A 20,244-nucleotide genomic window follows, 5' to 3' on the forward strand; every position below is an offset into this window, starting at 1 on the left:
TCTGGTCGACCAACCCGCTGGAACGGCTGAACAAGGAGATCAAGCGCCGCACCGACGTCGTCGGCGTCTTCCCCAACCCCGAAGCGCTGCTCCGCCTCGCCGGCGCGGTACTGGTCGAAGCCCACGACGAATGGCAGGTCTCCGACCGCCGCTACCTCTCCGAAGGCTCCATGGCCCAGCTCAACCGGCCCCAGCCAGTCGAGGAGGTGGCGCAACCGGCCCTGATCGCGTCATAGTCACCACACCGCTGACCAACACGGTGAGGACTACATCCACCACTCAGCGGGACGTCACCGCGCGTTGTGGGCTCGGCGCCAAGATCAATGATCTTGTCTCGCGCCCACATCACGCCCACACTTCGTGTCGTGATGTGGGCGTCGTGGGCGGCATCCATGCGTTCGGCGAGGGCGCCGAGGTCGTCGTCGAAGAGTCCGGAATAGACGTCGAGGGTCATCGCCGCCGAGGCATGACCAAGCATGCGCTGGACCGCTTTGACGTTGGCGCCGCTCGCGACGAGGAGACTGGCGGCGGTGTGCCGGAGGTCGTGCGGGCTGAGATCCGGAAGACCCGCGATCTCGGCCGCGGGGTCGAAGATCCGCCGTCGGAAGTTGCCGGAGCGCAGTACCGCGCCCTCGGGCGAGGTGAGGACGAGGTCATCGGGCCCCTTGCTCTCGCACCGCATCGCCAGCGGGTCGACGAGAGTTCCTGGGATCGGCACAGTTCGCTGCTGATGGGTCTTCGGGCTGCCGTACTGGACGGTGCCACCGACCTCGGTGGCGCTTTCCGCGACGACGAGCCGCTTGCGGAGGAAGTCGACGCGGCGGACCCTGAGGGCGGCCATCTCACCGAAGCGTAGCCCGGTGTAGGCCAACAGACGGATGACGTCGCCGTACTCCCCCGCTGCCTCTGCAAGCCGCTCCACCTGCTCACGGGTGAGGAACCTGGGCTCGGAACGCCGCGCCCGCGGCAACGGGACGCCGGTGGCCGGGTTGCGCGGGATGCGCCCGTCGCGCACCGCCAGGGTCAGGATGAGCGCGAGCACCCGGTGTGCCTGGCGCACACTGGCCGGCGCAAGCTTCTCGGCCATCTCGGCCACCCACGCGGCGATGTCGCCGTGGGTGACGTCGGCCAGCCGGTGCTGACTCCAGCGCGGCAGGATCTGCGAGCGCAGGAGGGAGCGATAGCGGTAGAGAGTGCTCGGCTTCAGCCCGGTCTGGGCGGCCAGCCACTGCTCCGCCCACGCCTCGATCGTGATGCGGCCGCGCTCTGGCGCCGTCCACGTCTGCGTGACCAGCGCCGCGGTCTGCTCGTCGAGCCAGTGCTGGGCGTCGACCTTGCGCTTGCAGCGCTTCTCGTGCTGCCGCCCGCCGGCGTCGCGGTACCGCGCGCGGTAGCGCTTCGTACCGTCGCTGACCACGATCGTCGAAATGGATCCCGCCATGCAAGGACGATGCCCACGAAATGTCCCTGCGTCAATGGTGACTGCGGGTATCGACTACAGGAGGGCTTGCAACCGGGATGGCCTCCCACATCGGCGGAGGCGAGCTTCCTCGCGGCCCGATCTTCCACACGAGTCCGGCCGCCGCCTCGCGCTTGCCCGGCGGGGCCCCACCACATCCGCGCGCTGGCCTGGCAGCGAGGTCAATTCGCAGGAGTGGCGGAGGTTCACCGCCCGACACCCGGGCCGGTGTCGGGATGCGGCGCGGAGAGTGAGATCGGCCTGAGATCCGGTGGTGGGGTGCCAAGTCCAGATCGGATATGTGGATTGTCCGTCCGGGCCGGGTTGTCTTCGGCGTCGTGCCGGGCGCGCCAGCGTTCGCGCTCCCGGGTGAGGAGGTCCGCCGGCTGGCTGAGCAGGGCCGGCTCTGCCCGCAGCTGCGCGACGCGTGTCCGGGCGACGGCGAGCTGTTGCTCGGTTGCGGCGACGTCCCGCTCGGCGTCGGCCACGTGCGCGTCCGGGTCGAAGGGATGGCCGGTCGCGTCGAGGCGGGCACACCGGCCCTCGCGCTCTCGGCGGGCCTGCGCCAGCTCCCTCCGGGCGCGGCCGTGCGCCGTCTGGGCGGAGTCGGCTTCGGCGGTCAGCCGGCTGTGCTCGGGGTGGGCCGACTCGGCGGAGCGCCGGGCGTGGTCGTCGAATGCGGCCCGCAAGCGCGCGCGGTCGTCGGCCGAGCCGGCGAGGATAGCGATCCCGCGCGGTTCGGTGGGCATGGCAGGCAGGGAGGGCTGCCAGGTGTCGGCCCAGTCGGTGAGCTGCGCGGTGGCGCGGGCGACGGCCGCCCGCCGGAACCCGAGGCGGCCCGGGCCGTCGAGCACGACCTGCGCGGCTTCCCGAGCCTTGTCGCGCTGGGCGTCCCAGGCGGTGAGCAGCCTGTCTCGGAGGCGGGCAGCCTGGGCCGCGATGGCGGCGGCGCTGGCGTCGGCCCGCTGTTGGGCACGGGCCACCGCGGTGGCCGTCTGCTCCGAGGTGACCTCCAGGGCGGTGAGCCGGTCAGCGCGGCCGGCTTCGAGCGCGGCGATCGAGCGGAGGAGGTCGCGGCGTGACGTGGCGAGGGCGAGCCGGTCGAGGCAGCGCTGCTCTGCCGTCCATGCCACGTGCAGGTCGGCGACCGCTTGATCCAGCGGTCGGGATGACGCGTAGCGGGCGGTCTCCCGGGCGGCGAGCTGGGCGGCGTGCGCGGGGCCGAGGTCGGCCCGGTCGCGGGCGAACACAGCGATCCACTGCTCCCGGGCCTCGTCGGTGTCGGCGGCGACGAGGTGGGCGGTGTTGGTTTCCCGGCCGCGGGTCATGCCGACGTAGGCGGAGGAGGCGCCGGTGTGCTCGCCGATCACCACGTGTGCGGCGGTGACGGTCTCCCCCTGGACGCCGTGCGCGGTGGCGGCGTAGGCGAGTTCGACGTGCTCGGTGACGTAGTCCGCGGGCAGTACCCGGGTTCCTGGGCCGGCAGGGGTGACATCGCCGGACCCGTTCCCGGGGGTGGTGCCGGTGGGGGTGACAGCGGGGGCGACGAGCAGCGCGCCGCGGCGGCCGACGGCGGTGACGGTCCAGGTGTCCCGGTTGGCCACGCCCAGGTCGCGGTCGTTGCGGCGGGTGGCGATCCGGTCCCCGGCACCGATCCGCTGCCCCGCCCCGGTGATGGCGACGCGCTGGTCGTCGATCCGGCCGGCGGCGGCCAGCGCGCCGCGGATCGCGGCGTTGAGCTCGGCGGCCTGCTCGCGGGTGTTCACCACCACCGCCACGTGCCCGCCGCGGCGGTGGTGCTCGGCGGCGGCCGCCGCGATCGCCTCCTGCAGCGCGGCCGCATCCGGGTGTAGCCGGATCTGCCCGCGCGCCAGCAGCGCGTCGAAGACCACGGCAGGGTCGGCGCCGGTACGCATGGCCAGGGTCAGGTCCGCGTACTCGGTATCGGGCAGCACCAGCCCGGCGTCGCTGCGGGTGAAGCGGTGCACCGAGTCCAGGGTCAGATGTGCCGCCGGGTCGACCCGGTCGGCGGCGAGGTCGAGGACCCCGCCGCGGCCGACCGCGGCCAATTGGTGGCGGTCGCCGAGCAGCGCCACCCGCACTCCGCACTCGTCGGCGACGGTGAGCAGGGCGCGGGCGGTGTCCTGATCGAGCATGCCGGCCTCGTCGACGACCAGCAGATCTCCCGGCCGCAGCCGCGCGGCCTCGCTCGGCCCGCCGTAGACCCGGCCGGTGACCGGATCGGCCTGCCCGGGCTCGAGCCGGGTCCAGGCGCCGTCGTCGTTCCAGCGCCAGCCGTGCTGGTAGGCCAGCCACGCCGCCGACCCAGCCGCCGCGCCGACCTCCGCGGCGGCGACCTTGGCGGCCTTCAGCGTCGGGGTGACCACTATCAGCCCGCACCCCTGGTCGTGGAGCAGATTCCGGGTGGCGGCCAGGGTGGTCGTCTTGCCGGCGCCGGCCGCACCCTCCACCACGGCCAGCGGGCGGTCGCCGGCCAGCGCGGCGATCGCCGCTGACTGGCCGGCATCCAACCTCGCGCCGCCGGCCGCAAGGTCGACCAGGAGTGTCAGGTCCGGGTCCGGTCTGCCGGTCGTGGCGCGGGCGGCGAGGCGGGCGGTCAGGTCGGCCTCGACGTCGAGCACCGGCCCCGACGTCCAGGCCCGGATGTGCTCGGGCACCCCGTCGCGGTCCAGCAACGGCACGCAGCGCTGCAGGGCGCGGGCGGTGAGGTCTTCGGCCAGCTCGATGCGCACCGCTGCCTCGGCCACGACGCCTTCGGCGGCGATCAGCCGCTCGGCCTCGCCTCGGATGTCGGCGGCGTTCCACGCCGACCGTGCCGACGCGAGCCGGGCCAGTGCGCGCTGCACCAGCTCGTCTCGATCGAGGGCCCCGACCGGGGTGGGGGCCAGGGCGACCGGCTTACCCGGGTCGCGGTAGCCGAGGGCGGACAGGTCGGCCCGCCAGCGCTCCTCCAGCCTGACCCCAGGCTGGAGAGTGACCTTGTCCGGGCGCCCATCGGCCCACGCCCGGGCGTCCCACGCTCGGCGCAGCACCGGCCCGGGGGATTCGCCGGGGTGCGCGGCGGTCCAAACACGTTCGTAGCGGTCCACATTCCGGGCGATCTGCGCGTGCCGCGCACTGAACGGACCTACGTAGTCGACGAGCTCCAGTATTTCTCCAGTAGCGTCCTTGGTGTAGCCCTTCGCGGCGAAGGCGGCGTTCAATTCCGGATCACACGCCATCGCGGCGTGCCCGATCCCGTTGATCGCGCCCAGGAAGTCCCGAATCCCGACGGTGTGCAGCCCGCGCCATTTCCCGGCGGCGAACACCCGGGACAGCAACTGCAGGTGCAGATGCCAGTGCGGATCGTTCGCCCGGGAGGTGTAGTGCCGCACCGTCGCCGCCTCCAGCACCTCCACCGGGACCTGCACCTGCCCGCCCCGCGGCCCGACCCGGGTGGTGGCGTGCTGGGAGAGCCAGGCGATGATCTGCCCGGCGGCGCGGTCCTGGGCCGCCTCGTACGCCGTCCTGATGTCCGGGTGCAGCGCGGCGGCCAGCGACCAGGTCTTCGGGCCGTTCACGATCACCTCGGCGAACCGAACGGCGTGCTCGTCGCAGCGCAGCTGCCCCCGCGGCTCACCCGTCTCCGGGTCGCGGCCGGCCACCCAGGTCTCGTAGGTGTCGCCGGTCAGCGGCGCCACCTCTGCCACTCGGCCCTCGGTAGCGGTGAAGCGGCGGGCGAGGCCAGCCCCTTCGGTGAGGTAGTAGTCATCCGTCCGGCCGCGGTCGGCCTCCACGTAGTGCCGGGCAGCCGCCGGCGCGCCGGCGTAGATCTTCATTCCGCCGTGCATTCTCAACGCCACCCGACAATGACCAACAAGTCACCCCTAGAAACGCCGACGGGCCCCGCGAAGCGGGGCCCGAGCTACCTACCGAAGGTAGCATTCGTGCCGTTTCTTCGTGAAGGCAAGAGAACGGTGCGGAAGATGTGTAAGTTGCGGTCGCGGAGTCGTCGCAGCTGTCATGCCGTTGATCGTTTATGGCAATTATCGAGTGCAATGCAGAGTGGCTCTGGCCGGTGCTCGTGCTGCTGAGGGCCAGCTCCGTGATGCACCGCTTCCGAGCGGGCGGCCGGACAACGCAGTCTTGCCGTAGAGGTGTCCCGGTTCCGCCACCCTTGCGGGAAGGTTCATCGGGCGGGTCCTAGGGGACGGCAGTCGAGGGGCACGTGCTCTGTTCTGCGGTGTTCCCGGTTGGGGTTTGCCTTTCGTGGCGCTGGCTGCGTCAGGCCGAGCAGAACAGTCGTCTTTCGAGTGCATCGCATCCGTAGGCTCGGCGGGCTGGGAAGCGGATGCGGAAGGCGAAGGCCTCCGGTGTCGATCCGTGCTGGCGCAGGTGCCGTACACCGGCCTCGGGGTCGTCGGCGAAGGGCCGGCCGCCCGACGGCAGCGACCACAACGCCGTCACCGGCTCGACGGCCCGCCGGGACCACTGTCGCCGTCGGCGCGTCACCTGCAGGTGACGTCTGGAGAACGCGGGGTGACGGTTTATTGACCTGCCTCAAGTTCCCCACCACCAGCGGACTACGCACGGATACGCGCAGCCTGAAGGTTGACAGCAGCTCATCGACCGCGCCACGGCGACATCTAGAGCAGGATTCGGACACCGTCCGCGATGAGCAGCAGGCCGAACAGCGCGAACAGGCCAGCAGCGCCCCATTTGATGACGTGCTCGGGCAGCTTCTTACCGAGCACGGCCCCGATCACGATGGCGAGGGCATCGGCGGCGACCATGCCCACGGTGCTGCCGATCCAGGTCCCCAGCCATCCCTCTTGGGTGGCCAAGGTGATGGTCGCCAGCATCGTCTTGTCGCCGAGCTCGGCGAGGAAGAACGCCACACCGACCGCAAGGATCGCGGCTCCCTGACTGGAGCGGGCCTTGGCTGCCTCCTCGTCGGTGAGCTCGTCGCCGCGGAGGGTCCAGGCGGCGAAGCCGAGGAACGCGACGCCAGCGACGATCGAGATCCAGTGCTGTTGGGCGGCGAAGGCGTCGCCCACCCAGAAGCCGATGCCGACCGAGGCGAGGTGCACGATGGCCGTCGCAACCGTGATGCCGATCAGGACGTCACGCACCCGGTACCGGGCGGCGAACGTCATCGCCATCAGCTGGGACTTGTCGCCGAGCTCGGCCACGAAGATCACGGCGGTACTCAGCAGGAAGGCATACACAGGGATCGGGTCCTCTCCGGGCTTGGCCGGAGGGTGTGTCACCAGATCCTGGACGACCCTTCGACCAGGCGCGTCCGATGATTGGGTCGGCAACTGGTCGAAAGTCTCGTCCGCCACCGAGGTGGCCTGCCGCGCCGGGCCCGAGGGCCAGCATGTCGACGCGGCTGTTGGGGACTACTCCCTTTCGCGCCGCAGTCTACCGGCACCCGGATGGCTGGGGGGCAGGTGCAGCAGCATCACGTAGCCCGTTTGGCGTTCGACGAGGGTGCCGATCGCGGTCTGGTTCTGCTTGCCGATGATCAGGTCTCCCTCCGTAAGACTGTCGATGGCCCAGGAGGGCCGGGTGTGGCTGAGGTCGCCTTGCGCTTTGGTCGCTAATCCGAAAATCCAAGGTGAGCGGGCAGGCGACAGCTCCCGGCGAAGCCGGGACGTTCGTGCGAGCTGGGTCGGGAGCGGTCAGGCTGCCGGGTTGAGGGTCACTGTGTAGCCCAGAGCCTGCAGTTCGCGGACGTGGTTGCGAACCCTGCGCTGGGGGTTGGTGCGGGAGTCGTAGTAGCCCGAGCCGAGGTCGACAAAGTGTGCGTCCTCGTCAGACAGCAGGGCCCAGACGATCATCAGGATGGACCTGCCGACCGCAACGATGGCTCGCTTCTTGCCGCGGCGTCGGGCGATCCGCCGGTACCGCTCGCCGAGGAACGTGTCGGTGCGGCTGGCGCCGACGGCGGCCTCGCCCAGGACCCGGGCCAGGTAGCGGTTGCCGTGTCCGGGACCCAGCCGGCCGAAGGTCATCTTGACTAGCAGCGCGATCTTCCCGCCGCCGTTGAGGCGGTGGTGTTGTTGCGACGTGCCCCGTCGCCGCCCATGCGGGCCGCGGCTGATGTGGCACGGTGTCGCGGTGTTGATCTGCCCAAGCGTGAGCCCGGCGGGCTCGCGGTGACTCAGGCGACCCGCAGTCGGGCCAACCGCTCGACCTCGGCCGGTGGGTTCCACCACCCGGGGCGGGTGATCGCCGGCGCATTCGCTGCGGCGATTGCGATCGGCACCGCGCTGCTCTCACTGCCGCTCGCCACCGCAGGACCGGGGCGCGCCGACTTCCTCACGGCACTCTTCCACGCCACGTCCGCGGTCTGTGTCACCGGCCTGGTCACCGTGGACACCGGCACCTACTGGAGTGGGTTCGGGCAGGCCGTGATCTTGCTGTGCATCCAGGCCGGCGGCTTGGGCATCATGACCTTGGCCACGCTGCTCGCGCTGCTGCTGTCCCGCCGCCTGGGGCTGCGGGCCCGGTTGATCGTGCAGACGGAGACGAAGTCGCTGTCGGCCGCCGACGTGCGGCGGGTCATCGGCCGGGTCGTGATCTTCAGCCTGGCGACCGAGGCCGTGGTGGCCGTCGTCCTTGGGGTGCGGTTCGCCATCGGCTATGACCAGTCGTTGTCGTCGGCGGCCTACTTCGGGGTGTTCCACGCGATCTCGGCGTTCAACAACGCCGGGTTCGGGCTGAACGCCGACAGCCTCATGCAGTACGTGGCCGATCCGTGGATCAGCCTGACCATCTGCGCCGCCATCATCGTCGGCGGCCTGGGTTTCCCGGTGGTCTTCGAGCTGGCCCGGTCCTGGCGGCGGCCACGGTCGTGGTCGGTGCTGACGCGGATCACCGTCATCGTGACGGCCGCCCTGCTCGTCCTGGGCACGGCCGGGATGCTCGTCGCCGAGTGGTCCAACCCAGGCACTCTCGGCCCGCTCGGTATGGGCACGCGATTCTTGGCCGCGTTCACCGCTGCGGTGATGCCGCGGACCGCCGGGTTCAACAACCTCGACATCGCCGCCTACGCGCCCGAGACGCTGCTGTTCACCGACGCGCTCATGTTCATCGGCGGCGGGTCCGCCGGCACCGCCGGTGGCATCAAGGTCACCACGTTCGGCCTGCTGGCCTACGTTCTGTGGGCCGAGATGCGCGGCGACCCCGACGTCGAGGTCGGTCGCCGCCGGGTGCCGGGCACCAACCAGCGGCAGGCGCTGGCCGTCGCGCTGCTCGCCATCGGCGTGATCGCGGTCGCGACCTTCCTGATGGAGGCGCTGACCGAGTTCAGCTTCGACCAGGTGCTGTTCGAGGTCATCTCCGCGTTTGCCACCGTCGGGCTGTCCACCGGTATCACCGCCGACCTGCCCGCGGCAGGGCAGGTGCTGCTCGTGCTGCTCATGTACATCGGCCGGATCGGGCCGCTCACCCTGGCGTCCGGGCTGGCACTTCGCGAGCGCGCCCGCCGCCACCATCTCCCCGAGGAGAGGACCATCGTTGGCTAGTCACAAAGATCCCGTCGCCGTCATCGGCCTGGGCCGGTTCGGCACCGCGCTCGCCCTGGAACTGGCTCGCGGCGGCACGGAGGTGCTCGCCGTCGACAGCCGTCCCGACATCGTGCAGCGGCTGTCCGGACAACTCGGCCACATCGTCACCGCCGACTCCACCGACCCCGACGCCCTCGCCGAGATCGGCATCGCCGATTTCAACCGGGTCGTCGTCGCCATCGGCAACGACCTGGAGGCCAGCATCCTCACCACCGCGCTGCTGGCCGAAATGGAGATCCGAGACATCTGGGCCAAGGCGATCAGCCGCCAGCAGGCCACCATCCTTAAACGCATCGGCGCCCACCACGTCGTCTTCCCCGAGCAGGACATGGGTCACCGGATCGCCCACCTGGTGGCCGGCCGGATCCTGGACTGGGTCGAGCTGGACCCGCAGTGGGTGTTCGCCAAGACCAAGCCGCCGAAGGAGCTCGTCGGCGTCCCGCTGGGCGAGTCCGGGCTGCGCAAGAGGCACCGCGTGACCGTTGTGTCGGTCAAGCCGGAGAACCAGGCGTCGTTCACCCATGCCGGGACCGACACCACCCTCACGTACGGGGCCGAGATCGTCATCGCCGGCCGGCCGGCCGATGTCGAGCGTTTCGTGGAGCTCCAGTGACCGGCGTGGCGCCCGACTCCGTACTGCTCCGCTCAGCGTCACGGGACGCCGGCCGCGCCCATGAACACAGCAGCGAGCCCCACGGTCGCGAGCAGCAGGGGTCCCCACACCCAGGCCCGGGCCGGCCCGGGGCGCAACCACAACAGGAGCGCGCCTCCGTACATCGCGACCGCGCCGACGACGATCAAGGCGATCGAGATCGTGTCGTTCATGGCGTGAACCGATAGCCCATGCCCGGCTCGGTCTGCAGGTACCTGGGGTGCGCCGGGTCGGGCTCAAGCTTGCGGCGCAGCTGCGCCATGTAGACGCGCAGGTAGTTGGTCTCTTTCTCATACGCCGGCCCCCACACCGCCTGCAGTAGCTGCCGTTGGCTGACCAACCGGCCTGGTGCGCGCACCAGCTCCGAGAGCAGACCCCATTCGGTCGGTGTCAGCCGGGCGACTGCCCCGTCGACCGTCACCCGTCGAGCGGCGAGATCGATCGTGAAGTGACCGGTAGAGACGACCGGGTCGTCTGCGGCCGCCGGACCCCGGCGCAACAGCGCGCGCAACCGGGCCAACAGCTCTCCCATGTCGAACGGCTTGGTCACGTAGTCGTCGGCCCCGGCGTCCAGCGCATCGACCTTGTCCCGGCTGTCGGCTCGGGCGGAGAGCACCAGGACCGGGCCGGTGAACCAGGGGCGCAGTCCGGCAAGTACTTCGGTGCCGTCGAGGTCGGGCAGCCCCAGGTCGAGGACGACGACGTCCGGGTGCTCGGCGGCAGCCTCACGCAGCGCGGTGCAGCCGTCGGCGGCGGTGACCACCTCGTGCCCGGCCGCCCGCAGCGTGATCCGCAGTGCGCGGAGCAGCTGGCGGTCGTCATCGACCGCGAGTACTCGGCTCACCGGGCGTCCGCGGCGGCGGGGGCCGGCGGCGGCGTGGCCGGGACCGGGGCCGCCGGGAGGGTCACGATCATGGTCAGCCCGCCGCCGGGAGTGTCCTCCGCGGTCACGGTGCCACCCATCGCCTCAGTCAGTCCGCGGGCTACCGCAAGTCCAAGACCCACCCCCTGCCCTCGCGGCGCGTCGCCGAGCCGCTGGAAGGGGGCGAAGAGGCGCTCCCGGTCGGCCTGCGGCACCCCGAGGCCGTGGTCGACGATTCGCAGTTCGACCTGCCCGTGATGCAGCCCCGCGGACACCACCACCGGTCCGGAGGTCGAGTGACGGACGGCGTTGTCCGCCAGGTTGGCGAGCACGCGTTCGAGCAGGCCTGGGTCAGCCACGGCGGCCGGGGGGTCGACGGGCCAGTCCAGCTCGACCCTGTTCCGGTCGGGGTCCTCCAGCCAGGCCAGCGCCCGGTGAACCGCGGTGGACAGGTCGGTCGGAGCCAGGGCGGGACTGACCGCGCCGGCCTGCAGTCGGCTCATGTCGAGCAGGTTGTCCACGAGGCCGGCCAGCCGGTCGGCCGACTCGTCGATCGTCGTGACCAGTTCCGCCTTGTCGGCCTCGGTGAGGTCCAGGTCGCCCGACCGCAGCGCCGACGACGCCGCCTTGATCCCGGCCAGCGGTGTGCGGAGGTCGTGGCTGACCGCGGCGAGCAGGGCGGTGCGCATGCTGTTGCCGGCTGCCAGCCGCTCGGCCTCCGCGGCCTGCGCGGCCAGGCGCCCCTGCTTCAGAGCGACGGCGGCCTGCTCGGCGAACGCCACCAGGACGCGCCGCTCGCTCGCGGGCAGTGCGCGACCGACCAGCCGAAGCGCGAGGGTGTCGGTAATCGCCACGGTCTCGACGTCCTCGGTGTCGGATGCACGTCGACCGCATGTACCGACCTCCGTCTCGATGTCGCCAGTGCGCTCCACCATCGTCACCGCCCGCAGGCCGAACGCCTCGCGAATCTGCTCCAGCAGGCTGGGCATGCCCCGGTCCCCGGCCAACACGGATCGAGTGAGCGACGCCAGCATTGCCGTCTCCGCCTGGGAACGGGCGGCCGCGGTCGCCCGCCGGGCGGAGCGGTCCACGACGGTGGCGACTGCGACAGCCACGACCAGGCCACCGAACAGCGACACGACGTCGTCGGGCCGGAGCACGGTCAGTCGTCCGGTGGGCTCGACGAAGAACCAGTTCTCCGCCAGCCCGCCGAGCACCGCCGCCGCCAGGGCGGGCCACAGGCCGCCGAGCAGGGCGACGGCGATGACCAGCAGCAGGAAGGTCAGGAGCACGACCGGCAAGGAGCCGTCCGCTGCCAGGCAGAGTGCGGTCACTACCGGCACTGCGGTCAGGGCGAGCAGCAGGCCCGCCCATCGGCGGCGGGCGGTCAGCGCGCCGGTCAGCGGAGGCAGCCGCCAGCCTCGCGAGCCGGCGGCGGCGTGGGTGACGATGTGCACGTCGATCTCGCCGGAGTCGGCGACGACCTGGCTGCCAATGCCTCCGCGCACGGCCCGCGCCCAGCCGGATCGGCGGCTGGTGCCGATCACCAGCTGAGTCGCGTCGACGCTGCGGGCGAACTCGAGCAGCGCGCGGGGCACGTCGTCACCGACGACCTCGTGGTAGGTGCCCCCGAGGCTCTCCGCCAGCGCCCGCTGCGTGCGTAGCGCGACCGGCGACGCGCCGGTGAGGCCGTCCGAACTGAGTACGTGGACGGCCATCAGCACTCCGTTGCCCGACCGCTGGGCGACCCGCGACGCCCGGCGGATCAGCGTCTCTCCCTCCGGGCCTCCGGTGAGAGCGACGACGACCCGCTCGCGGGCTTCCCAGACGTGATCGATGTGGTGCTCGGCCTTGTACCGCCGCAACCCCTCGTCCACGCGGTCGGCCAGCCACAGCAGCGCCAGCTCGCGCAGGGCGGTCAGGTTGCCGACCCTGAAGTAATTGCTCAGCGCCGCGTCGGCCCGCTCCCCGGGGTAGACGTTCCCGTGGGCCAACCGCCGCCGCAGCGCCTCGGGCGACATGTCGACCAGCTCGATCTGGTCGGCCCGCCGGACCACGGCATCGGGCACGGTTTCTTGCTGCGCGATCCCGGTGATCTGTTCGACGACGTCGTTGAGGCTCTCGAGATGCTGGATGTTGACCGTGGTCAGCACCGAGATGCCCGCGTCGAGGATCGTCTCGACGTCCTGCCACCTCTTGGGGTTCGCCGACCCGGGCACGTTGGTGTGTGCGAGCTCGTCGACGAGCACGACGTCCGGCCGTCGAGCGAGCACCGCGTGCACGTCGAGTTCGGACAGGAGCACCCCGCGGTGGGTCATCTGCCGGCGCGGCAGCACCTCGAGTCCCTCGAGTTGCTCGGCGGTGCGCCGCCGACCGTGCGTCTCGACCAGGCCCACGACGACGTCGGTACCCCGGGCCGCCCGCCGGTGCCCTTCACCGAGCATGGCGAACGTCTTGCCGACGCCGGGCGCGGCGCCGAGGTAGATGCGAAGCGTGCCACGGGCCATGCCGCCCATGGTCGTCCGACTGCGGCCGGTCCGGTGGGCTGTCGCGTGTCAAGGTCGCGTCAAGATCGATCCAGGCCGTCTCCCGGCCTTGGTGGCCTGCGCCCCAGCGATCGCCAGTACACCCACTCGACGCCGCGGACCACCACCCAGTACGCGATGGCGAGCGCGCCGAACTGGAGGAGGAGGTCGGTCATCGGCTCGTGTGCTCGTCACCGTGTTCGGCAGGCGGAGAGGGGTGCGCACGGCACCAACGTCCGATGCCGGTGATCAGAGCGATGGCCAGAAGACCCCAGAGAACGACGAGCAGCGGAACGGGCATTGCTGCATCGAACGTGCGGAGCCGCCGTGCGATCGAGGGTCTTGACACGGTCTGTACGTCGCCGACTACTTCCTTGACGCTTCTTTGACCGGGCGACCTCGGGGGTCGACACGGAAGAAGTCAAGGGCGCGTCAAGGAGTTCGCCGCTGGCGTCAGGAGACCGTCAAGACGGCATCCGAGCTGCGGTTCCCGGCCTAGCGTTCCCGCTCGGTGTGGACGACGACGGGTCGTCCGCCGGATCAGATCGAGGGTGTGCGGCCGTGGCCGACGTGATCTTTGTCGTGCTGACGTTGGTGGTCTTCGGATTGCTGGCGCTGGCCGTTCGAGGGGTCGAGAAGCTGTGAGCTTCATCGACGTGGCGGGACTGGTGGTCGCGCTGGCCCTCGTCGTCTACCTGCTCGGGGCGTTGCTCTTTCCGGAGCGGTTCTGATGAGCGCCGCGGCAGCCGGCTGGCTGCAGTTCGCCCTGCTGGTGCTCGCCCTGGTGGCGGTGCACAAGCCGCTGGGCGACCACATGGCCCGGGTGTTCACCACCGAGAAGCACTGGCGGGTCGAGAAGCTCCTCTACCGGGCCGTGGGCGTGGACGCCCACAGCGAGCAGCGCTGGCCGACCTACGTGCGCAGCGTGCTCGCCTTCTCGCTCGTCGGCGTGCTCGTCCTCTACCTCCTGCAGCGGGTGCAGGCCTGGTTGCCGCTCGACAACGGAATGACCGGCGTCGAGCAGAGCTCGGCCTGGAACACCGCGATCAGCTTCGTGACGAACACGAACTGGCAGGGGTACAGCGGCGAGTCGACCATGGGCCACCTCGTGCAGATGGCCGGCCTCGGCGTGCAGAACTTCGTCTCCGCGGCCACCGGCATCGCGGTCGCGATCGCCGTCGTGCGCGGCTTCGCCCGCACGAAGACCGACCACCTCGGGAACTTCTGGGTCGATCTGACCCGCGCCGTCATCCGGATCCTGCTGCCGATCGCGTTCGTCGGCGCGCTGGTCCTCGTGCTCGGCGGGGTGGTGCAGAACCTGTCCGCGGGCGCCGACGCGCAGACGCTGGCCGGCGCCACGCAGTTCCTGCCCGGCGGCCCGGTGGCGTCCCAGGAGGTCATCAAGGAGCTCGGCACCAACGGCGGCGGCTTCTACAACGCCAACTCCGCGCACCCGTTCGAGGGACCGACCGCGTGGGTGTCGCTGTTCCAGATCTTCCTGATCCTGCTCATCCCGTTCGCGCTGCCGCGCACCTTCGGTCGGATGGTGGGGGACAAGCGGCAGGGCTACGCGATTCTCGGGGTGATGGCGACCATCGCCGCCGCCTCCATCGCCCTCGTCTCCTGGTTCGAGTCGCGGGCCTCCGGGACCGCGACCGCACTGGCCGGCGCGGCGATGGAGGGCAAGGAGGCCCGCTTCGGCGAACCGTTGTCGGCGCTGTTCGGCGCCGCCACGACGCTGACCTCCACCGGGGCAGTCAACTCGATGCACGACAGCTACACGCCGCTCGGCGGGGGCACCGTGCTGCTCAACATGATGCTCGGGGAGGTCGCGCCCGGCGGCGTCGGTTCCGGCCTCTACGGCATGCTCGTGCTCGCCGTCATCGCCGTCTTCGTCGCCGGCCTCATGGTCGGGCGCACCCCGGAGTACCTCGGTAAGCGGCTCGGCGGCAAGGAGATGACGCTCGCCTCGCTGTACCTCATCGCCGTACCCGCAATCGTGCTCGTCGGCACAGCGGTGGCGATCTCACTGCCGACCGGCCGGGAGTCGCTGCTCAACTCCGGACCGCACGGCTTCTCCGAGGTGCTGTACGCCTTCACCTCGGCAGCCAACAACAACGGCTCGGCCTTCGCCGGCCTCTCGGCGAACACCCCCTTCTACAACACGGCGCTCGGCCTCGCGATGGTCTTCGGCCGCTTCCTGCCGATCGTGCTCGTCCTGGCGCTCGCCGGCCGGCTCGCCGCCCAGGGCAGGACGCCGGCCACCGTCGGCACCTTCCCGACGCATCGCCCGCTGTTCGTGGGCTTGCTCACTGCCGTGACGCTCGTCGTCGTCGGCCTCACCTACTTCCCGGCGCTCTCGCTGGGACCGCTCGCTGAAGGGCTGTAACACGTGACGACAACCCTGTCCGGACCCCCTGTGGCGTCCGCGCGGAACCTGCTCGCTCCCGAGCAGGTCCGACCGGCGCTCATCGGCGCCCTGAAGAAGCTGGACCCGCGGACACTGCTGCGTTCGCCGGTCATCTTCGTGGTGTGGGTCGGCTCCCTCTTCTCCACCGTGCTGGCCATCGGCGAACCCACGCTGTTCGGCTGGCTCATCGCCGGCTGGCTGTGGCTGACGGTCCTTTTCGCCAACCTCGCCGAGGCCGTCGCCGAGGGGCGCGGCAAGGCGCAGGCGGCGACGCTGCGCAAGGCACGCCAGACGACGGTCGCCCACCTGCTCGACGGCACCGAGGTGCCGGCCGCATCGCTCCAGCCGGGCGATCAGGTGGTCGTCGTCGCCGGCCAGGTCGTCCCCGGTGACGGCGACGTCATCGAGGGCATCGCCAGCGTCGACGAATCGGCCATCACCGGAGAGTCCGCCCCGGTGATCCGCGAGTCCGGCGGCGACCGCTCCGCCGTCACCGGAGGCACCACGGTGCTGTCGGACCGCATCGTCGTGCAGATCACCAGCAGGCCCGGTGAGACCTTCGTCGACCGCATGATCGCCCTCGTCGAGGGCGCCGCCCGGCAGAAGACCCCCAACGAGATCGCGCTGAACATCCTCCTCAGCTCGCTGACGATCGTCTTCCTTCTCGCCGTGGTGACCCTGCAGCCGTTCGCCATCTACTCGGGGGCCGAGCAGGACATGGCGGTGCTCATCGCGCTCGTCGTCTGCCTCATCCCCACGACGATCGGCGCCCTCCTCTCGGCGATCGGCATCGCCGGCATGGACCGGCTGGTGCAGCGCAACGTGCTGGCCATGAGCGGCCGGGCGGTCGAGGCCGCAGGCGACGTCAACACGCTGCTGCTGGACAAGACCGGAACCATCACCCTCGGCAACCGGCAGGCCGTCGAGTTCCTCCCGGTCGGAGGTGCCGGCGACCAGGACGTGGCCGACGCCGCCCAGCTGGCCTCGCTGGCCGACGAGACGCCCGAAGGGCGCAGCATCGTCGTCTTGGCGAAGACGCGGTACGGGCTGCGCGAGCGGTCCGACCTCCCCGGGGCGCACTTCGTTCCGTTCACCGCGCAGACCCGGATGAGCGGAGTCGACCTGCCCGGCGGCACGCAGCTGCGCAAGGGGGCGGCCGGAGCGATCACCGGCTGGGTGCGCGAGCTGGGTGGCGTCGTGCCGCCGGAGGTGAGCCAGACGGTCGACGCGATCGCAGGCTCCGGCGGGACGCCGCTCGCGCTCGCAGTGCACGACGGAACCGGCGCCCGCGTGCTCGGCGTGATCCACCTCAAGGACGTGGTCAAGGAGGGCATGCGCGAGCGGTTCGACGAGCTCCGGCGCATGGGCATCCGGACGATCATGATCACCGGCGACAACGAGCGCACCGCCCGGGCCATCGCCGACGAGGCCGGCGTCGACGACGTGCTCGCCGAGGCCACGCCCGAGGAGAAGATGGCGCTGATCAAGCGCGAGCAGGAGGGCGGCCGGCTGGTCGCGATGGCCGGCGACGGCACCAACGACGCACCGGCGCTGGCGCAGGCCGACGTCGGCGTGGCCATGAACACGGGGACGACCGCGGCCAAGGAGGCCGGCAACATGGTCGACCTCGATTCCAACCCGACGAAGCTCATCGAGATCGTCGCCATCGGCAAGCAGCTGCTGATCACCCGGGGGTCGCTGACCACGTTCTCCATCGCCAACGACATGGCGAAGTACTTCGCCATCCTCCCGGCGATGTTCGCCGGGGCCATCCCGGCACTCGACACGCTCAACGTGATGCGGCTCGCCTCGCCGGAGTCGGCGATCCTCTCCGCGGTCATCTTCAACGCGCTCATCATCGTGGCGCTGGTGCCGCTGGCGCTCCGCGGCGTCCGGTACACGCCGGCGTCGGCCTCGGCCATGCTGCGCCGCAACCTGCTGATCTACGGCCTCGGCGGCGTGGTGCTGCCGTTCGTCGGGATCAAGCTCATCGACCTCCTCGTCAGCCTCATCCCCGGGATCGCGTGATGTCCACTCCTCTGTTCCGTTCCGGCCGCCAGCTGCAGGCAGCGGTCCGTGCCGTGCTGGTCTTCACCGTGCTGCTCGGCATCGGCTACCCCTTGGTGATCACCGGGGTCGCGCAGGTCGTCGCCCCCTCCAAGGCCGAGGGTTCACTGATCGAGGTCGACGGGGAGGTGGTGGGCTCGTCTCTGATCGGGCAGGGCTTCACCGACGCCGACGGGAACCCGCTGCCGCAGTACTTCCAGTCGCGGCCGTCGGCCGGCGGTTACGACGGCGCGGCCTCGGGCGGGTCGAACCTCGGCCCAAACAGCGAGGAGCTGGCGGCGCTGATCGAGGAGCGGCGCGCGGTTGCCGCCGAGCTGGAGGGCGTGGACCCCGCCGACGTCCCGGCCGACGCCGTCACCGCCTCCGCTTCCGGTCTCGACATGGGCATCTCCCCGGAGTACGCCGCCCTCCAGATCGCGCGGGTGGCCCAGGAACGCCGGGCCTCTCCCGAGGAGGTGGACGCGCTGGTGGACGAGGCCACGGTGGGGCGCGATCTCGGCTTCGTGGGGGCGCCCTACGTGAACGTGCTGGAGCTCAACCTCGCCCTGGACCGCGAGCTGCCGTGACGACGTCACCGGCGGCGGCCCGCCCCGGCCACCGGCGACGGCGGGGCCGGGCGGCGCTCGCGGCCGGTCTGCTCGGTCCGCCGGCGGTGGCGGCCGTCCTGCTGCCGCTCCGGGACGACGTGTCCGACACCAGCATCGCGTTGCTCCTGGTCCTGGTGATCGTCTGCATCGCAGCCGCCGGGCACCGTGCCGCGGGACTGTTGGCGGCCGTGTCAGCTGCCGTCGGGTTCAACCTCTTCTGGACCGAGCCCTACCAGACCCTGGTGATCTCGTCCCGGGCCGACGTCGAGACGGCCGTCCTGCTCCTGCTCGTGGGGATGGCGGTCACCGAGATCGCCGTCTGGGGCCATCGTCAGCGAGCCGCCGCCAGCCGCGAAGCCGGGTTCCGCGACAGCATCCTGGCAGCCGCGGAGGCGGCAGCGACCGGGGACAATCCCAGCGCGGTCATCGAGCGCGTCTCCGCACAACTGGTGCCCCTCCTGGGTCTCGAGCGCTGCCGCTTCGACTACAGCACCGGCCTGGATCACCCGCGGCTGGAGCACGACGGCACGGTCGTGTGGCGGCACCGGAAGCTGAACGTCGAGGCTGACGGCTTCCCGCCGGAGCGGCCCACCGAGCTACTGGTGGAGAGCGGTGGGCGGTTCCACGGCCGCTTCCTGCTCACACCCGGTCCCCAGTCCCGGCCGAGGCGGACCGAGCGGCTCGTCGCCGCCGCGCTCGCTGGCCAGGCCAGTGCGGCGCTCGCCGGATACGAGCCGCATGAACGTTCATGACGACGCCGCCCGCCCCCTGCACGACCGGGAAGCGGGGTGATCGTCCCGTTCGAGAGGATCGTGGTGATCGCGGACCGGTGACCGTCCGCTTGTCATGCCACTGGGCGCGTCGAAGTCGCCTGCCGGACCCCTGTCCGTGGCCGCCTACGCGTAGACGCAAGCCGATACTCGATAGGTTGGCGCTCCTGGTCCCGCTGCTTCGTGATGTACGCATTCCTTTGGCGACGCTGGAACGCAAAGTTGCTCTGAGATGCGCAAGCGACCCCGGTCGAGTACGAGCAGGTGTTCTACGGTTCCCACCCGGCCCAGGAACGGGTCGAGGTCTCAACACCATGAGTCTCCGGACTCGTCGGCGGTTCAAAGTCCAACACTGCTCGTTGTGCTGCTCGTGCTACATCTGGACCCTCCCGGATCTGGAGCCGACACCGGTACCGGAGGGACGACGGAGCGGGTGTCCTGCCACCCATGCCCCCGGCCCGTCCGACACAGAGCTCTGCTCAGGGGCCGGGAGCGACGGCGGGGGACGACCGGACCAAGACTGCTTCCGCAGCGGAGCGCCCGAAGGGCGGAAGGATCTTGGTCCGGTCGGGAGGAGACGGCGCGGGAGGCCCCTACGCTGAGCTGCCGGACGGGTCGGGGGATCAGCAAGGACAGCCCGCCGCAGGCGGACCTTGGCGACGGCGCAGCCGGCGCCACGCGCAGCGTGGCCCGAAGGGTGCTCCTGTCCCGCCCCAGCGACCGCGGCGCGACGACCTCGATGGCGGACCCACCGGTCAGGGCGCCCCAGTTACCGGACACGTCGCGGGGGCCCCTGGCGGACCGATCACAGGCCCGGCGGTCTCGCCGTGCCCCGAGTGCGGTGTCGAACGCCATGAGTCGAGCGTGGCCAGGTCGGCGCTCTCCGAGGGCGTCCGCCCGGATGTTGTGGACAGGAGCGGTTGTCCACAGGCACCAATTGCGCAGGAGCACCCCGATGCTCGCGGCCCGCATCGGCTGACTGGAGGTCAACAGGAGGACAACAGGAGGACAACAGGAGGAACCCCAGGACGGCAGCGAAGCTCCAGTACTTCTCCAGCCTCGGTGGCACACGGGTCCCCCGCCTGTGGTGACGTCCCGCTGAGTGGTGGATGTAGTCCTCACCGTGTTGGTCAGCGGTGTGGTGACTATGACGCGATCGAGGCCGGCTGCGCCACCTCCTTGGCCGGGGTGGTTCGGTGGAGCAGGGCCATGGAGCCCTCGGAGAGGTAGCGGCGGTCGGAGACCTGCCATTCGTCGTGGGCCTCCACGAGAACCGCGCCGGCGAGGCGCAGTAGGGCCTCGGGGTTGGGGAAGACACCGACGACGTCGGTGCGGCGC

18 protein-coding genes are annotated in these 20,244 nt (G+C 71.0%); 8 read left to right on the plus strand and 10 right to left on the minus strand.

Going from position 1 to position 20,244, the window contains the following annotated elements; genetic code table 11:
- The coding region (locus A6V29_RS10755; RefSeq protein WP_170977722.1) for a transposase at positions 1–236 on the plus strand (236 nt) is incomplete at its 5' end.
- Here the strand turns inward: A6V29_RS10755 and A6V29_RS10760 are convergent.
- From A6V29_RS10760 to A6V29_RS10780, 5 genes are all read right to left on the minus strand, one after another.
- Positions 152–1,441 carry a tyrosine-type recombinase/integrase gene (locus tag A6V29_RS10760; protein WP_249933160.1) on the minus strand — a complete coding sequence of 430 codons (1,290 nt, stop codon included), beginning with the start codon at positions 1,439–1,441 and terminating at the stop codon, positions 152–154. The genes A6V29_RS10755 and A6V29_RS10760 overlap by 85 nt on opposite strands.
- 224 nt (positions 1,442–1,665) lie before the next feature.
- On the minus strand, positions 1,666–5,298 hold the full coding sequence (mobF, locus tag A6V29_RS10765) for a MobF family relaxase (protein ID WP_137160279.1): 3,633 nt from the start codon (positions 5,296–5,298) through the stop codon (positions 1,666–1,668).
- A gap of 445 nt (positions 5,299–5,743) precedes the next feature.
- Positions 5,744–6,010: a DUF3291 domain-containing protein gene (locus A6V29_RS22160; protein WP_137160288.1), complete on the minus strand. Its 267-nt coding sequence runs from the start codon at positions 6,008–6,010 to the stop codon at positions 5,744–5,746.
- A 95-nt stretch (positions 6,011–6,105) separates the two neighbouring features.
- Complete coding sequence (locus A6V29_RS10775) at positions 6,106–6,804, minus strand: TMEM165/GDT1 family protein (protein WP_212719245.1); 699 nt, start codon at positions 6,802–6,804, stop codon at positions 6,106–6,108.
- A gap of 339 nt (positions 6,805–7,143) precedes the next feature.
- On the minus strand, positions 7,144–7,476 hold the full coding sequence (locus A6V29_RS10780) for a hypothetical protein (protein WP_249933161.1): 333 nt from the start codon (positions 7,474–7,476) through the stop codon (positions 7,144–7,146).
- A 213-nt stretch (positions 7,477–7,689) separates the two neighbouring features.
- Between A6V29_RS10780 and A6V29_RS10785 the strand changes: the two genes are divergently transcribed.
- Complete coding sequence (locus A6V29_RS10785; RefSeq protein WP_212719247.1) at positions 7,690–8,991, plus strand: TrkH family potassium uptake protein; 1,302 nt, start codon at positions 7,690–7,692, stop codon at positions 8,989–8,991.
- Positions 8,984–9,646, plus strand: a complete 663-nt coding sequence (locus A6V29_RS10790) for a potassium channel family protein (protein ID WP_137160280.1) — start codon at positions 8,984–8,986, stop codon at positions 9,644–9,646. Before A6V29_RS10785 ends, A6V29_RS10790 begins: the two co-directional genes overlap by 8 nt.
- A gap of 38 nt (positions 9,647–9,684) precedes the next feature.
- On the opposite strand, the gene A6V29_RS20925 is transcribed toward A6V29_RS10790, so the two are convergent.
- The 4 genes from A6V29_RS20925 to A6V29_RS21925 are packed head-to-tail and all read right to left on the minus strand — an operon-like array spanning position 9,685 to position 13,248.
- Entirely contained in the window at positions 9,685–9,858 is a 174-nt protein-coding gene (locus tag A6V29_RS20925; protein WP_170977827.1) for a hypothetical protein, read from the minus strand.
- A complete protein-coding gene (locus A6V29_RS10795; RefSeq protein ID WP_137160281.1) occupies positions 9,855–10,529 on the minus strand; it encodes a response regulator in 675 nt (224 codons plus the stop codon). The genes A6V29_RS20925 and A6V29_RS10795 overlap by 4 nt, the downstream gene beginning before the upstream one ends.
- Entirely contained in the window at positions 10,526–13,054 is a 2,529-nt protein-coding gene (locus A6V29_RS10800; protein ID WP_137160282.1) for a sensor histidine kinase, read from the minus strand. Before A6V29_RS10800 ends, A6V29_RS10795 begins: the two co-directional genes overlap by 4 nt.
- Positions 13,055–13,113: 59 nt before the next feature.
- Positions 13,114–13,248 carry a hypothetical protein gene (locus tag A6V29_RS21925; protein ID WP_283956354.1) on the minus strand — a complete coding sequence of 45 codons (135 nt, stop codon included), beginning with the start codon at positions 13,246–13,248 and terminating at the stop codon, positions 13,114–13,116.
- A gap of 465 nt (positions 13,249–13,713) precedes the next feature.
- Here A6V29_RS21925 and kdpF point away from each other — a divergent pair, with 465 nt between their 5' ends.
- From kdpF to A6V29_RS10825, 5 genes are read left to right on the plus strand one after another with little or no spacing between them, the layout of a single operon-like run.
- Positions 13,714–13,803, plus strand: coding sequence for a K(+)-transporting ATPase subunit F (kdpF, locus tag A6V29_RS10805; RefSeq protein WP_137160283.1), 90 nt, complete (start codon positions 13,714–13,716; stop codon positions 13,801–13,803).
- Positions 13,803–15,461, plus strand: coding sequence for a potassium-transporting ATPase subunit KdpA (gene kdpA / locus A6V29_RS10810; protein WP_137160284.1), 1,659 nt, complete (start codon positions 13,803–13,805; stop codon positions 15,459–15,461). Before kdpF ends, kdpA begins: the two co-directional genes overlap by 1 nt.
- 30 nt (positions 15,462–15,491) lie before the next feature.
- Positions 15,492–17,510 carry a potassium-transporting ATPase subunit KdpB gene (gene kdpB, locus A6V29_RS10815; RefSeq protein WP_249933162.1) on the plus strand — a complete coding sequence of 673 codons (2,019 nt, stop codon included), beginning with the start codon at positions 15,492–15,494 and terminating at the stop codon, positions 17,508–17,510.
- Entirely contained in the window at positions 17,510–18,115 is a 606-nt protein-coding gene (gene kdpC / locus A6V29_RS10820) for a potassium-transporting ATPase subunit KdpC (protein ID WP_137160286.1), read from the plus strand. Before kdpB ends, kdpC begins: the two co-directional genes overlap by 1 nt.
- Positions 18,112–18,888, plus strand: a complete 777-nt coding sequence (locus A6V29_RS10825; protein ID WP_137160287.1) for a DUF4118 domain-containing protein — start codon at positions 18,112–18,114, stop codon at positions 18,886–18,888. Before kdpC ends, A6V29_RS10825 begins: the two co-directional genes overlap by 4 nt.
- A gap of 1,163 nt (positions 18,889–20,051) precedes the next feature.
- Here the strand turns inward: A6V29_RS10825 and A6V29_RS10830 are convergent.
- Positions 20,052–20,244: transposase (locus tag A6V29_RS10830; RefSeq protein ID WP_170977828.1), on the minus strand; the 193-nt coding region annotated here is incomplete at its 5' end.

The sequence above is a fragment of the Blastococcus sp. CCUG 61487 genome, from assembly GCF_005222955.1.
Classification (GTDB): Bacteria; Actinomycetota; Actinomycetes; order Mycobacteriales; family Geodermatophilaceae; genus Blastococcus.

Coding starts and splice junctions, on each gene's coding strand:
- A6V29_RS10760 (WP_249933160.1), bottom strand. CDS start 1,441: ATGGCGGGATCCATTTCGACGATCGTGGTCAGCGACGGTACGAAGCGC.
- mobF (WP_137160279.1), bottom strand. CDS start 5,298: ATGAAGATCTACGCCGGCGCGCCGGCGGCTGCCCGGCACTACGTGGAG.
- A6V29_RS10780 (WP_249933161.1), bottom strand. CDS start 7,476: ATGACCTTCGGCCGGCTGGGTCCCGGACACGGCAACCGCTACCTGGCC.
- A6V29_RS20925 (WP_170977827.1), bottom strand. CDS start 9,858: ATGAACGACACGATCTCGATCGCCTTGATCGTCGTCGGCGCGGTCGCG.
- A6V29_RS10800 (WP_137160282.1), bottom strand. CDS start 13,054: ATGGCCCGTGGCACGCTTCGCATCTACCTCGGCGCCGCGCCCGGCGTC.
- A6V29_RS21925 (WP_283956354.1), bottom strand. CDS start 13,248: ATGACCGACCTCCTCCTCCAGTTCGGCGCGCTCGCCATCGCGTACTGG.
- kdpA (WP_137160284.1), top strand. CDS start 13,803: ATGAGCGCCGCGGCAGCCGGCTGGCTGCAGTTCGCCCTGCTGGTGCTC.
- kdpC (WP_137160286.1), top strand. CDS start 17,510: ATGTCCACTCCTCTGTTCCGTTCCGGCCGCCAGCTGCAGGCAGCGGTC.